16 protein-coding genes are annotated in these 14039 nt (G+C 54.6%); 3 read left to right on the top strand and 13 right to left on the bottom strand.

The genetic code is table 11. The features are described from left to right. Window positions 1-722: 722 nt before the first annotated feature. Complete coding sequence (locus HWX89_RS14030) at window positions 723-1622, bottom strand: LysR family transcriptional regulator (protein ID WP_138793933.1); 900 nt, start codon at window positions 1620-1622, stop codon at window positions 723-725. 160 nt (window positions 1623-1782) lie between these two features. Here HWX89_RS14030 and HWX89_RS14025 point away from each other — a divergent pair, with 160 nt between their 5' ends. Together HWX89_RS14025 and HWX89_RS14020 are read left to right on the top strand one after the other, a co-directional pair. After that, the gene (locus HWX89_RS14025; protein ID WP_138793934.1) at window positions 1783-2238 is read left to right on the top strand and encodes a RidA family protein; all 456 of its coding nucleotides are present in this window, start codon (window positions 1783-1785) and stop codon (window positions 2236-2238) included. A 316-nt stretch (window positions 2239-2554) separates the two neighbouring features. Next, window positions 2555-2821: a hypothetical protein gene (locus HWX89_RS14020; protein ID WP_138793935.1), complete on the top strand. Its 267-nt coding sequence runs from the start codon at window positions 2555-2557 to the stop codon at window positions 2819-2821. On the opposite strand, the gene HWX89_RS14015 is transcribed toward HWX89_RS14020, so the two are convergent. From HWX89_RS14015 to HWX89_RS13960, 12 genes are all read right to left on the bottom strand, one after another. Next, a complete protein-coding gene (locus HWX89_RS14015; RefSeq protein ID WP_138793936.1) occupies window positions 2818-3153 on the bottom strand; it encodes a response regulator in 336 nt (111 codons plus the stop codon). The two genes, HWX89_RS14020 and HWX89_RS14015, sit on opposite strands and share 4 nt — an antisense overlap. 158 nt (window positions 3154-3311) lie before the next feature. Beyond that, the gene (locus HWX89_RS14010) at window positions 3312-3794 is read right to left on the bottom strand and encodes a hypothetical protein (RefSeq protein WP_138793937.1); all 483 of its coding nucleotides are present in this window, start codon (window positions 3792-3794) and stop codon (window positions 3312-3314) included. Between the two features lie 315 nt (window positions 3795-4109). After that, complete coding sequence (locus tag HWX89_RS14005; RefSeq protein WP_178340765.1) at window positions 4110-4865, bottom strand: ImuA family protein; 756 nt, start codon at window positions 4863-4865, stop codon at window positions 4110-4112. A gap of 59 nt (window positions 4866-4924) precedes the next feature. Continuing rightward, on the bottom strand, window positions 4925-5158 hold the full coding sequence (locus tag HWX89_RS14000) for a hypothetical protein (RefSeq protein ID WP_138793938.1): 234 nt from the start codon (window positions 5156-5158) through the stop codon (window positions 4925-4927). 41 nt (window positions 5159-5199) lie between these two features. Then, window positions 5200-7359, bottom strand: coding sequence for a type IV secretory system conjugative DNA transfer family protein (locus HWX89_RS13995; protein ID WP_138793939.1), 2160 nt, complete (start codon window positions 7357-7359; stop codon window positions 5200-5202). Further along, window positions 7356-8381, bottom strand: coding sequence for a P-type DNA transfer ATPase VirB11 (gene virB11 / locus HWX89_RS13990; protein WP_138793940.1), 1026 nt, complete (start codon window positions 8379-8381; stop codon window positions 7356-7358). Before virB11 ends, HWX89_RS13995 begins: the two co-directional genes overlap by 4 nt. Beyond that, the gene (gene virB10, locus HWX89_RS13985; protein WP_138794060.1) at window positions 8362-9576 is read right to left on the bottom strand and encodes a type IV secretion system protein VirB10; all 1215 of its coding nucleotides are present in this window, start codon (window positions 9574-9576) and stop codon (window positions 8362-8364) included. Before virB10 ends, virB11 begins: the two co-directional genes overlap by 20 nt. 23 nt (window positions 9577-9599) lie before the next feature. Then, the gene (virB9, locus tag HWX89_RS13980; protein ID WP_138793941.1) at window positions 9600-10409 is read right to left on the bottom strand and encodes a P-type conjugative transfer protein VirB9; all 810 of its coding nucleotides are present in this window, start codon (window positions 10407-10409) and stop codon (window positions 9600-9602) included. Further along, a complete protein-coding gene (locus HWX89_RS13975; protein WP_138793942.1) occupies window positions 10409-11113 on the bottom strand; it encodes a VirB8 family type IV secretion system protein in 705 nt (234 codons plus the stop codon). The genes virB9 and HWX89_RS13975 overlap by 1 nt, the downstream gene beginning before the upstream one ends. A gap of 26 nt (window positions 11114-11139) precedes the next feature. Continuing rightward, on the bottom strand, window positions 11140-12156 hold the full coding sequence (locus HWX89_RS13970; protein ID WP_138793943.1) for a TrbL/VirB6 family protein: 1017 nt from the start codon (window positions 12154-12156) through the stop codon (window positions 11140-11142). Between the two features lie 18 nt (window positions 12157-12174). Continuing rightward, window positions 12175-12384 (bottom strand): hypothetical protein, encoded by a 210-nt coding sequence (locus HWX89_RS13965; protein WP_138793944.1) that lies wholly within the window; start codon window positions 12382-12384, stop codon window positions 12175-12177. Further along, the gene (locus HWX89_RS13960) at window positions 12381-12992 is read right to left on the bottom strand and encodes a hypothetical protein (RefSeq protein ID WP_138793945.1); all 612 of its coding nucleotides are present in this window, start codon (window positions 12990-12992) and stop codon (window positions 12381-12383) included. The genes HWX89_RS13965 and HWX89_RS13960 overlap by 4 nt, the downstream gene beginning before the upstream one ends. Window positions 12993-13154: 162 nt before the next feature. Between HWX89_RS13960 and HWX89_RS13955 the strand changes: the two genes are divergently transcribed. Next, on the top strand, window positions 13155-14036 hold the full coding sequence (locus HWX89_RS13955; protein ID WP_138793946.1) for a lytic transglycosylase domain-containing protein: 882 nt from the start codon (window positions 13155-13157) through the stop codon (window positions 14034-14036). Window positions 14037-14039 lie beyond the last annotated feature (3 nt).

Here is a 14039-nt window from a genome sequence, read left to right as displayed (position 1 = left end):
GTTCCATCACCCGCCCCCTCCCTACCCTTGCAACCCGGCCCAGCCGGTCCGGTCGGGGGCTGATTGTCGGAGCCAGTGTCGCATTTCTAACGGGCCAGCGGCGTCGCAGCTCTAACCAGCTTTGACAGTTATAACATACATAAGCGAGGAGCGCCGATCGGCCCGAGAACGATAGTTGCAGCCAGTCCAATAGTCATTAATTTGAGTTCGCTTTTAAACGTACGGCGGACGAAACAGCGCCTGCCAGAATAAAAATTGTTTTATTCAGAATTAGAGGACGTGAAGGACGATAGCCCCCATGAGGATGCCAATTAATGCGCTCAACGCCTTTACGGACGCGCGCCTCATTTCAGCATGTCTTGAAGAGGTAAAAATAGCGAGTAGTTCAGAGGCAATTGCCAAAAGGACAGCGCATATGGCGATGACCCGGCGATTGTCAGGATAGGCTATCACGAACAGCATTGCTGTAACTGCGAACAATGCGACACTCGTTGCATTGGCGTTCACAACGCCTGTAAACCACCTGGGACGCCAGAAGATAAAAAACGCTGTGATAACCAAAGACGCCCAGGCTGTTAGAGTAATAATTAGTCCGCTCATTTAGAGAATGTAACAGATTGCAGGCTTCGAAAAATCCCTAGATCCATACTGGAAAACACGGCATCTAAGCCGACCATCGCAACAGTTGGCGACGCTGGTCAATGCCGCCTTTTACGGAGTGTTTAGGAGATCATCACCATATGTGCGGTTACCTGCTCCTCGAAAAACTTCGAGAAAGATGCGATGCGAGGGGGTAGAGACTGATAGGGTGGATAATAAAGCGTCAACCAAAGCATCGGCGGAGACCATCCCTGCAGGACATGAACCAATCTGCCGCTTTGGATATGCTCCGCGATGTTGAAACCGGGCAGAAGTGCAACGCCCATCCCATCTGCCGCCATATCAGCCAGTACTTCGCCACTATTGGCGCTGAAGGCCTTCCCTGCCGATACAGTAACTGTTGCGTTACCCTCTGATAAAACCCAAGACTCCCTCCGACTTTCCCCGCTGTAGGCGAGACATTCGTCAGGCGATAACTCGCATGGATGCTTCATCTCAGTGAATTTCGAGCCGGGAGCAGCAACAAGAATTCGCGGGATCGCCCGGATCTTTCTCCAGATTGTGAATTTATCGGATGGCTGTGAGGAGATGCGGATCGCGAGGTCGTAATCATCGTCAACGATGTTCACCAATCCATCCGACAGCGAGATCTCGAAGCACATCAGAGGGTAGAGTTCCTTGAAGCCCGTAATTATTGGCGGCAATACCGTTTTACCCAACCAGGTGGGGGCGCTGATACGCAGGCGGCCCTGATCACCCTTATGGGCGTTTTTCAGCTCTCGACGCGCGTTCTCCAGAGCATCAAATGCGGGCTGGACCTGTGCTGCAAAGACAGCACCGTCAGTTGTTAGCGCGACTTGGCGGGTAGTTCGGACGAACAGTTGGACTCCGAGGTCTTCCTCTAGCGCCGCAATGGTTCGGGTGACCGCAGCAGGTGTCATGCTGAGCTCTCGCGCTACTTGCGCAAAGCTACGTTTCTCCGCAGCCATGAGGAACGTCTGGAGTGCTTTGTAGTCGTTCATGGATGCCCTTAATGCTTTCGATAAGCGCGTCTTATGTTGTGAAAATTCTAAAAGCAACGCATTGCGGAATGCGCAATACACTCATTAGATTTATTGCAATTTACGGTGAGGTCGAACTTGTTCAGTTTCGGGTTCTAAACATTTCTCGAAGGAACCGACGATGACGAACAAAGCAAACACACCACGCGTTGAATCTGCAAACCACGGCGTTGCCTGGGAAAAAGCATTTGGCTACGCACAAGCGGTCAAGGTTAAGGATACGATCTATGTTTCCGGTCAGCTGAGCCACGATAGCCAAGGGAATTTGGTCGCACCTGCCGAAATCGATGCCACTGGAAAGCCAGTTTCGTTCGACACCATGGAAGCTCAAATTCGCCAAACTTATGAGAACGCCCGCGTCCTCCTACAACAATTCGGCGCAACCTTCGATGACGTGGTTGAAGAAACACTTTACGTATTGGACGTCGATGCAGCCTTCGGCCCCGCCTCTGAAATCCGGAAAAAAGTCTACGGTTCCGATCTCCCTCAGCTTGCGAGCAATATCATTGGGGTTACGCGCCTCGCCTTTCCCCAACAGCTCGTTGAGATCACGTTCCGAGCGGTCGTGGACCGCTAAATGACGCTCAGGATGCTCATATAGAAAAGCGCGGTTTGCGAAAAAAGATTGCGCAAGTCTGTGCCTCATTCTGCAGCTTGTTACTTCCTCGACTGTCTCCCTCTAGGGTGACGACCGAGGAAGCTAAAGCAAAAGGGGGGCGGCGCGCCCACCTAAATGCGTCACTTAAGCGCGACTTAAAATAACCGGTCGCTTTTAGGGGGTCGACTCCAAGCATCAGCGTGTTAACCTTTTGTTATTGGCATCAACCGAATTCGTAGGCGGTGCCAACTGCGAGTTACTATGTGCTCACGCCTGCTTTATGGAGGGGTGCGCCATGGGTAAACCCAGCTATACTGAAGCCTGCCCGTTACGGACACTTTTGCTTCCTTTGGCAAAACGCTTCACCAGCTATGAAGCTATGCAGATTAAACTTGTCGAAGACACCATTGAGGAAACGCTCCGATCTTTGCCTGACTTAGACTTTGACGGTCCTATTGATCGCGAGCTGTTTAAGATAATGCACCGAATAGCTCTCCAAGAATTAGGCATCACCAAGGGCAACCGGCCGAGGACACCGGATATGGCTCGCCGGTTCCGCTAGTGTTTTGTAGGCGTGGGTAACCGAGCCAGTGCCAGTCCGATTCTCGATAGTTCAGCCGTGTTGTCGACGAGAGCGTATCCGCCCGCTTCAGCGTTACTGCCGACATATAAGAATGGTAGATCGAGATCGGTCAGCGTCTGCGCCAGTTCGATCGCCGCGAGTTGTTTCACCGTGATATCGATGAGCACGGCGTCGAGGCGAGCGCTGATCAAGCATTCAAGCGCCGCAGCCAGTGTTCTGACGGGGCCGACGATGGTCGCGCCCGCGCTCTCTAAACGCGCGCGTGTGGCGGCTGTCAAAAGAGGTTGACGCTCGATGATGAGGATGTGCATTGATTGAAAATTCCGCAACACGGACAGGACCTAGGTTCGATCTTTGCTGCTCGAACACCAATGTTAGCGCATTGTTCCTGATAAAAATCAAGTTTATGAAGGGTCTTTCGATCTTCAGCCGACCTGCCGATTGAATTCTCTCAGCGTTGGACAGAGGCCTACGGGAATATCTCGATGAGATCTTCTACACTGAGCCGACGGTGTTCGAAGGCTTGCTGAGCGATCTTTTCGACCCATACCCAGTGCCGCCGTAGCAAATCTTCAGCAGCGGCCTCTGCGAACCTGGTGTCCCACTGAAGGCCCGCCTTTATCAAAATCGCATCCACAACTTGGTAGTCGAGAGCCGCGCTACCACGATCCGGTGCGAGAGATGGATTGATTGAGGCCGCAACGAGTTCGGCCTGGTAGCCCGCCGTGAAAATGACCGCAGCTTCCCGAACTACGTCGTAGTCGTTTGATGCGCTGTCCTTGCTCGGCAATTTCTTCGCTGCAGACATCTTACTTTTGCTCACAGCAATTTCCGGGATTTGACCGCTACCTTTTGTGAGATCTATCCCACCGGCAATTGTGTGGTACTTCGAGAACCAAGCCAAAACGATGTGACCTGCTTCATGATAGGCAGCTTCAAGTTTCACGGACATCGTGCCCTCTATCGTTAGAGTTCGTTCACTAGCGCGGCAACTGCCCCAAAATCCAAGTGTTCCCTTTCTTGTTACCGCAAGCTCGGCACCTCAGCCGTCCGGCAAGCGAGCCAATATAGGTCCCCGCTCCCCATTTCTGTTGAAGCTCCCACCGAAGCAACCAACCTTCTCGCTCACATTTGGCGCAGTGTGCGCCGAGAGTTTGCCACTCACGGATATCGTCGAACGTCTTGTGAAGAGCTTCCGGCAGAGGGCCGATATAATCCACCTCGTCACGGCTCGGCCCAGCGAGATCTATTCCGCGTTTGTGTCTCATCACCAGCCCATTGCTCTTTTAAATGGCCTGGTTCCGAAACCTCGATCATGTCTAACTTCAGCCATCCGACCCTTTGCATCACAAGCAGCTACTTCAACGTCGAAACACTCCCCTGCCCTTTGCCTGATCATTTCCAGCATCCAGCGCGGCCGGCCGACACCAGCGACGGGCAAAGGCTCGGAAGGAAGCGGGCTAACGCGCCACCGCGTTGCCGCTGCAGTCGGGTTGCCGAAATCCGTTGCCTCTTGCTGCCGGCGCCAACGTCTAAGGACCAGACCCAAACTCCCCGTTTTCTCCGCCGCCAGTTGGAAGCGCCGCGAAATGTCCATGGGCAAGCGCACCATCTCTCCCACCACGGCCGCCAGTCCACCGAAGCGCAAAGCCTCCTCGAACGCTTCGCAAACTCCAATCTCGTCGTCAGCTTCCGCGAAAATGATCCGGTCTGGATGGAGGCCAGCTTGGGCAAGTCCTGGAACGAACAGATCTGTCCGTGTCAGACACCACAGAACTTTTCCGGTTGTCCTGGCGGCAATGCCCGCTGTGAACAATGCCGAGGAAGCGCCCGATACTGCATCGCTACCGCCTCCCCCGATTTCGTGGATGGCGCCATAGGTGAGGCCCCCGTATGGAAGGCGGTTGTCGATCGCGGGGACGCCGAAGGGCAGCACCTTGCGCGCACGTCGTCTTCCGCCCTCGATGTTGTCGATGGCCTCTTGAAGCTCAGCGAAAGTGGATGCGTTCGCGCGAACAGGCACGTTGGTTCTCTCACATTATTAGGCTTATGTTCCTATAATGTTCTCATTAAATTAGAGAGTCAAGAAGAACGCTTTACCGATACCAGGAGCTGTTGCAGCTCGCTATTCGCATCATGGGCAAGGGCGCGATTGTCGGCCATTTCAATGACCGCAGCCAGAACCTCGTGTTCACTCCATCCTGCCTCGATGGCACCGTCCAGAAGATCATGAAACTTCGCTGCCAGCGCTTCCTGGCAATCCATAAAACGATCAGGATATTCGTCCGGCCGAAGCGGGCCTTTTACCTTGGACATTCTTTCCTCCCCCTCCCTCCCTTGCAACCTGACCAAGCCGCTCAGTCGGTCTCGGAAAGTTCAGGCAGAACTTTCTGCCTGATTTCTTGCAATGATTTCTGTTTCGTCGGGTCCGACGTACGCCGTTCGGCCTCGTCCAATGTTGCTGCGAACAGATCGACCTGCTGTCCCAGAGATTTCTTCTTCGCTCCCAGGACTTTGAGTTCAACCGTCTCTTCGCGAGAAGGTTCCTCGACCACGGCTGGCAGTGTTTCGGGGACACTCTTCAAAACCGTGAATACCATGCCGTCATCAACGAGTGGCTCATCCTGCAGAGAAGGTGCGACTGGAATATCGCTTGGTGGCGCGGGGGTCGCGTCAGATATCTCGGCAGATGTTTCCACCGTGGCCAAAGCTACGATGTTCACCCCGCCATCGACCTGCGGCTCCTCTTGGGAAGGAGTGGGCGACGCGGTGGCGTTCGTTGACGTTTGCGCCTCTGCAGGAGCATCCTTTTCCTTTTCGCCTTTCTTGATGTAGGCCTCTGTGAGAGCCGGAACCGGTTTGTGAACGGGCATCGAGATCTTATCGACCGCAGGACGATTTTCTTTTGCAAATGCTTCAGCTGACTGGAATGGCTCGGTTTCGAAGAAGCGGAGCTTGTCACCGAATATCGGGCTTTGACCCTCAATCAGCAGCACGAAGTTGTTGGCGGCCATCTTGCGGACTTCCTGCGGCATCATCAGATCACGTTCGCGGATCTGCTCGACCTTGGTCCGTCGTGGCAGGCCGACCAACTCAATGGTGCGGGATTCCGACTGGTAGCGGATCGTCTGTTTCCCGAGAGCACGTGAAACATACTCCGCGGTCGTCTGATCGTTGGCGCCGAGGATCAGCTGATAACCGCAGTTGCCGAGGAGCGATTGCCGCGACTTCTCCCCATAGATCTCATCAAGGTTGCTGATGTCCTGGATGATGAAGGCGAGCTTGATGTTGTAACCTGCCACATAGGGCAGCTTGGTCATGATCTCATCCATTTTCTTGAGCTGGCGGAACTCATCGAGCAGGAAGTAGACCGGCACTGCATTGGGATTGTGCTCCAGCGTCAGCAGGTTCATGAGCTGCTGCACGAACAGCATGAGCAATGGGCGCAGGATGGTAATGTCTGTGATGTTGGGAGCCAGGTACACAGAGATTGGCTTGCGGCTCATCATTGCCAGATCGATGTCGGTTGTCTCGGTCGCCGCAACAATCCGCTCGTTCTGGAATGGCGCCAGTGCGTTCTGCAGTTCGGTGATTGCTGAACCGGCCGTCTTTTCCGGCAGCGCAATATAGGCGTTGAAACTCTCTTTGGTGAACTTCGAGAGATATGGCTCTTTTTCCATGATGAGGGCCATCAGGATTTGAAGCGGTTTGCCAGAATTGAGAAGCGAATTGACTTCACCGAGGTTTCTGCGGCCCTCATAGTAATCGCTTTCCTCAACATAGCTGATCAAACCGGCCGCAACGCGCTGCGCCATCAACTGCCAAAAACCGCCGTCGCCGGCCGAGGATTTGGGGACGAGGATCGAGGCCATGTTCTGGATGTCGGTGGTGCGATTGCCGAGTTCGCCGCGAATGAAATCCATCGGATTCCAACGGTGCGTCTCCTCCTGGCCGGGAGAAAAGAGATAAACCTGGTTGCCCATCTTGCGACGGTAGGCGGCTGTTGCGGTGTAGATCTCGCCTTTTAGATCGGTGACGAGCATCGATCCGACATGCATCAGCGCGTTCGGAATGACGTAACCGGCACCTTTACCGGAGCGTGTCGGGCCAATGACCAGGTGATGACGATCGTCTTTTGTCCGGAGGATGTTTTTGCCATGACGGCCGAAGATGTGGCCGTCTTTCCGGAACCATTTTGCCCGTCTCAAATCTGCGACACTCTGAAATGCTGCATGTCCAAGAGGCTGCGAGCTTTGACGCAGGCCGACATAGGCAACAATGGCTGCGATCACGATTGCTGGAAACAGGGAAAACAGTGCAACACGCTGCAGGACGACGTTCGACGCAAAATGCCAAAGCTGGAGGACGGGCGCGAACGGTTGACTGCCAAGCGTCAGATTGAGGATGCGGGGGTCTTTGTAGATCACCCCGAGCAACGCTCCGTAGGACAGCGACCAGACCATAAATGCAATGACGAAACAGAATGCGAGATAGAACAGCCGGTAGTTCACGCTCATTCGATATCTTTCGAGAATGCTATCTCTGAAATCCCACGCTTGCCACCCACCTTGCGGAGCTGCACGACGATGGGGATCACCGATTTTATGTAGGACATCAGGTCCGCTTTGCTGAAACCGCCTGAAAGTCCCGCCTGCATGACCATCATACAAAGCTGCTCGTAGGCACCACTTGGCGTGTCAGCATGGATCGTCGCCATGGAACCGGGATGGCCGGTATTGATGGCGCGGAGGAACGTGAAAGCTTCAGCGCCGCGAATTTCGCCGACGAAAAGTCGGTCCGGACGCATGCGCAATGATGCTTCAAGAAGCTTGAGCATATCGACATCAGCCGTTCCCTGAGATCCTTTGGAGGCAACCAGGTGCACAACATTTTTTTGTGGCGGCGCCAACTCGCGGGTATCTTCGAGGGTGATGATACGTTCGCCGGGATGAACTGCTTTCAGGCAGGCATTCAAGAAGGTTGTCTTTCCGGACGCCGTGCCGCCGCTGATCAATATCGAGACGCGGTGTTCAATGGCATCCTTCAAGAACTCGAAAATTTGTCCATCCCGCAGGCGGGCCATCAGCCGCCTATCGGTTTCCGATATGCCGCCTGTCATGACCTCGACGCGATCGAGGCCGCCATTGTCGCGGTAGTCTTCGAGCGAGTAGTCGCTCACGACCTGCTTGCGGATCGAAACAACGCCGCCATCGACGGCGACCGGTTCCAGCACGAACTGAATGCGCTCCCCTGTTGGAAGGGAAGCGCTGAGGATTGGGTTCGCCTTATTGATGAACTGGTTGGATCTTCCGGCGACCTGGGAAGCGAGAAGTTCAATTTCCGATTTGGTCAGTGCCAGGATACTGTGCTCAGTCATGTGAACATCGCCAAGACGTTCAACAAACACGCGTCCAGGTCCATTTACCGAGATTTCAACAACAGTGGGATCGCTCAGAAACTCATTAAGGGGCAGAAGAGCCTGATTGAGGAAATATGGTTCGTCCGTGGTGACGGCCGATTTATCGAATGCGACGTTCACGGCTAATCTCCTTCATCGCTTCGGTTACGGGATCGTCGTAGAACTCGGAGAAATCGAGATCCTGGCGCACAAAAATGAAGATGCGCGCACCCTGATTGACGCTGATCGTCGGCGGAATGCGCAGGTTTTCGCCAAGTGCGGTATTCGCCATGTCGGAGAAAGTCTGCGCGATGGTCTGGCGGGCCAGTTCTTCACCGCGCTGCGCATCGGTTGATGTGCCGTTAGAGGCACCGCTGCTGCCGTAACCGGTCGCATAGCTTGCACCCGCGCCGACAATGGACAGCATGATGGCGGAGCCAAACCGTTCACGCCATTTGTTGTCGACCATCCCCGTGAGGCCGGAGCGGCCGAGGCTGTCGGTTCCGATGGAGTTCAACCTGACAGCAATTCCGTCATCACGGATAAGGCGCGTCCAGACAACGAAAATACGTTTCTGACCGCGCATAATCGATGACTGATATTCGCCAATGAGACGCGTTCCGGTCGGGATGAGCACGCGTCGGCCATCGAAGGAATAAACATCCTGCGAGGTCACGGCCCTGATCTGTCCTGGCAGATCACTTACCATCGCCGTCTCAAGAATGCCGGGGATCAATGTCCCTTCCGGCACCATGGCATCAATGCGATTGATCTTCGTCGCCTTTGCCGAGCGATCGCCGGCAGCAGAGGCTGCAGCAAGATATTTGCTGTTCTGATCTTCACCCGCTACGGCTGCTCCAGAAGCTGCGGATGATCCACCATCCCCGAAGCCGCCAGATGCGCCGCCTCTCGCCTGATCGATAGCAATCAGCTTGGACTTGAAACGATCTGGGAAAACATATGGCGCCTCTGGTTCGGCAATCACGTCTGAAGGCGCTGCAACAACGGCAATGGGTGGCGGCGGAGGTGGAGGAACCTGAAATGTCGTCGTATCGGGCGTTTCCTCAACCGGCTCCGCAACGGGAAGCTCAATGATCGCCGGTTCTGTTGGTGCAGGTTCAGCCGTTTCCTTGCCCATGGCAAAGGACGGTGGCCTGAAGTTCATCGACTGAAACTCCTCGTCAGCGGTGTTCGCTGCTCCAACCTTTTTGTCGTTTCCCGACGACAGCACGGCCGCCATTGCAACGAAGCCGACCAGGACAAAGGCGGCGCTGCCTAAAAGCTGCTTTTTCTTGGCGCGCTTGTCGGCCACAGGGGCAGTATGCTCGCCGCTCATGGCCTTCAGATGAATGTTCTCGGTCACTTATTGCCACTCCTGTATCGCTTTTGCGCCTGCAATTCAGGCTTCGGGGCCATGATGTCTGGGTCCGGTGCGCCGAAGTCGGGTTTGCGGAGATTGAAAATGCAGGTCCACTGATCGCCGTCGCGCAGCGTGTATTGCGTGGCTACGCCATCAACGACGATGTATTCGCCCTCTTTGCGGAAGTTGCGCAGTGTCTCGGAAAAGTTCGAGTTCACCGCAAAGATTGCCGGTGTACGACCATTGAACTTGAAGAAGGTCTTTTTGCCGTCATCGAAGATCACAGTCGGTTTCAGCGCTGAAGCACCCGAGAACGAATAGTCGATGTTGACGTTTTCCTTGTCGATCGCCGAAACGTTCGGATGCGCAGCGCGGGCTTCAGCCTCAGCCCTGAGTGACGCATTCAGATCCTTTTCCGGGTAGACGAACCGCACGCCAAAGATCTTCTTGTTGGCGTTGGGGGCAAAGTCATGGAGTTCCAGAAAGTAGATCCGCTTTGTCGTGACAATGTTGAGGTTGGTCACGACATCCTGGGCAATTGGCTTGATGAAAAGGATGTTGCCTTTCTCGGTTGGGGCGACCTGCCAGCTATCGCTATCGCCGAGCGAGATTGTCTCGAACTTCTCGTCTTCATCGAAAATCAGCATGGTGGAAATGCCGTAGGTGGCATCGATCCGGACCACATTGTTCTGCTGATAAACAACAGAGGTGACGCGGGAATCGAGCTTGCCGGGGGTCGGCGTTTCGAGCGCCAATGCGCTGAAACTGGACGCCAGCACGAGGGCCGTTGAGAGCAGAAAACGCCGCATCAGCCGTTGCTCCCATTGCCTACCGTCTCCTGATCGCGACGGTAATTGTAGACCTGGAAGCCGAGCGGGTTTTCGAACATCCATTCGTTGACCTGCGGCTTAGAGGTGTAGCGGAAACGGACGACGCCGACGAAATGGCGAACCGTGGTTTCGGTATCGCTCTTTTCTTCGGTCGAAAACCGGACAGATGCAGTGCTGTCGTTCAGGAAGGTGACGGACTTCACATCAACGCGGACATGTTTGGATTTGCCGAGAACCTTTGTCGGGTTTTTGGGATTGGTGGCGCTGTAGAGTTCCTGCAGATCGCGGGCCGCATCGCCAGTAGAGAGCAGAGCGGCGATCCCGAAATTTTCCTGCAGGCTCATTGGGTCGTAACCCTCCCGCATACGCATAAAGCGAACGACATTCGCCTGGGTGACGGCCTGCCGTTCAGTTACGCTTAGTTTGTCGATATTCGCGTCGAGGCCGGATTTTACCTCGATGTAACCGGTGTTTTTGTCGACCATCACCAGATACGGTTCGAAGGACTTCAGCGGCACCAGACTTGCCAAAGACAACAAGGAGATCAGGCAGATGATAATGCTGACGATGGCAATGGCCCAAGCTAGTCTCTTGGACCGCCGTTCCTTGCGAATGACATCAGCCTCCCAAACGGCACCATCTTTGAAATAGCTGGCAAGGGTAGAGTCCGTGCTCTGAGACATTGGGTAACCTTTCAGAAAATGGGGAGTTAGGAGGGCCGACTGAAGGAGCTAATTTTCTCCTGCATGGCCGCTTCGGTATTGCTTCGGTTTGCGATGCTGCCGCCCGAGGGGGACGAGGGAGAGCTGTCGCTGTTGCCTTTGTTACTGCCGAAGACGCGAGACGCAGCCCATCCAGCGGCGGCCGCGACCGGCCTTCGTACGCTTGCGCTAGCGGTTTGGGAGATATGCGCACCGAAAGAGCCGGTAATCGCTTGCGCGATTGTCGATATACTTGAGAGCATAAACATTCCTGCGATGCAGAGCAGAACGAATGATGCCACATGCGTTGTGCTCAGGACGCTCGATGCAATCGCGACTTCGATCTTCGACAGTTCAGGGTTAAGCGCCGCAATGAGGAATGCGACAACCACATAAACGAACAGCGGGATAATCGCGTAGTGCAGAACTTGACCAAACCAGCTCGTTCCAAGGGCGCGAGATTGAGAAAACAGCATGCAGCCAATGAAAATGGGTGCTGTTCCTATGAGGAGCCACATCGCCACCTTCGCCAGAATAAGAATGCCGAGCGCAATTGCGACAACGATACAGGCCAGCAACATGATGATGCCGCCGAGTACAGAAGGGAGAATGGTGAGATACCCGGATTGCCGAGCGAGCGCCGCGCCCGCTTTGAATGCTGTATCGACGATCATTGATAAGCCGTTGGTCGGTTCGGTTATGCCGGTGCTGGATGCCGCAAGAATGGCGCGACCGACATTTTCCGGCGTGTTGCTCAGCCACTGATAGAACAATGTGTTGAACACGTCCCAATTCTGGATGAGCGTCAGGATGAGAACGAGCCGAACGGTCCGGCTGATAAATTCGCCAACCGAAATCTTTGCAGTGCCCATGATGAGCTGAACGCCGTAGAGCGCAACGTAGAGAACGAAGGCGACTTTCAGGACGGGCATGATCTCGTCGCCCACGATCCCGTAAGCGCGGGCGGAAAAGCCCTGTCCGATCTGGTCTATGCGCATCAGCAAGTCAGTGACGAAGTTATTCATAGGCCCCCACGCGAAACGTTAGGTCGCGCCTTCCGTAATGGCGAAAATCGCGTCCAGCGCGCTTTGGTCTGTGTTAACTCGCGCCATCGGACCGCAGTCGTGACGAGGATCGTTGTTGGAGGCGTATGAGGTGAGATTGGCGGGCCGCTTGCAGGGCGCGCTTTTCTCCTTGATCGTTCCACATCCAGAAACGGCGATTGCGATGAACAGGAGGACGGCTTTGTTCATGGCGTGTTGATCCGTGGGTCGGCCCACATTCCATAGGAACCGTTCTTGCCAATCCGCTCGGCTTCCAGCAGGTCGGGGCGCTCCGGTGATCCGTCCTTCTTTCGCGCGATTTTTACGGCGCCAAGAGAGACGAGTTGCTCCTCGAGCATGTCCACCGAGTCCATCGCATTGGGGTAATAGTAGTAGCCCCAGCACGTCACGTTCTGTTTCGGCGCGTCAATTTCGGTAATGAAAGCGCGGCAAAACAGAACCTTTGGCGATTGAACCATGATCTGCAGTTGCTCTTTTGCAAAATCTGCACAGGTGCCGGAAAAGCCTTCAGCCCGATTTACAAGCGATCCGTCGCAGGGCTGGACACCGTAAAGGTGTACGGTGATCTTGTCGCTGACCTGGATGTCCATGCCAGACAACGCCCGGTAGCCATTGGCCGATGAAAAGCCTTTGCGTTCCGCTACCTCTCCCTTGCCATTGTAATACTCGATAACAAGCACGGTTTTTCCGGGTGCCGCCAATGAGCGCACATAGTCTTTATCGATGACGGGAGCTGCCGAGGCTGCTCCAGCCAACAAGCAGAGCGCCGTCCCTGCCGCTGTGATCAATCCCTTCATTTCGTCCCCTTCCTCCTGCCCCAAACAAAATTGGGTCTTTTCAGGAAATCTAAAAGCATATATCAGAAACCATAATATGATACATTTTGTGAGGATAACCTAGCGGGTATGTCGGTTGAAGACAACAGCTAGGTCAACAGTACTCGGCCAAATGGGGCGAAAATGAAAAATGAGAATGTGGTGCTCGTTTCGCTTCTTGTGAGCGCCTTTTGTTTCTTCGCCGTCAAGGCGGCGAAGGCTGTTGAAAGCCTGCAAACGCATGGAAATGCACATGAAAAAGCGTCGTCTATATCGGATTTTTCGGCGACAACGGCCTATGGCTTCGAGCAAAGGTGGGGCGGTGGTGGCAATGCTTTTGTCGATGTCCTGCTTTCGGAGGGCGATGACGTATCTCAAGGAGAAGCGGTAGCGGTCGCGACAAATAAAAAAGATGTAAATGATAGCCAAGTAAAGCGTCCTTATAAGGTGTTGCCTAAACCTCCAACGGTTACTGCCCGCAGTGTGGACATCCCAGGAGAATGCGGGGCGTCTCCGTTATCGCCCGACCAGATCGAAAAGCTTGTGCGTGCGACCGCCGTCAAATTCGGTGTTGATGAGGAGCTTGCGGTCGCTGTTGCGTGGACTGAGAGCCGATTTGATCAAGTGCGAAATTCACCGGCCGGCGCACGGGGCGCAATGCAGCTCATTCCCGCGACTGCCGTAAGGTTCAACGTCGCCGATATCTGCGATCCTGCTCAGAACATCGAAGGTGGCGTGAAGTACCTGCGCTTCCTTCTCGATGAATTCACCAACCCACTTCTCGCTGTCGCTGCCTACAACAGTGGTGAGGGCCGCATCTACGAACACGGCGGAATACCGCCGTTTCCCGAGACCATCGAATACGTCGCCAAGGTCACGAACTATCAGCTTGGCGTCACGCTCCCCGCCAAGAAAGCCAACTCAACCCGGAAATCCCCGCTGCCCTCACCCGAGGCAAGCGGATCGCACGGCGTCATTCCCGTTCAGAAAAACGGAAAGTTCGTCGCCGGCATCATGCATTTTTGATCA

It is taken from the genome of Rhizobium sp. RM (assembly GCF_013390595.1).
Lineage (GTDB): Bacteria > Pseudomonadota > Alphaproteobacteria > Rhizobiales > Rhizobiaceae > Agrobacterium.
The sequence above is the reverse complement of the archived record's forward strand: the minus strand, read 5'-3'. Positions and strand labels throughout refer to the sequence as shown.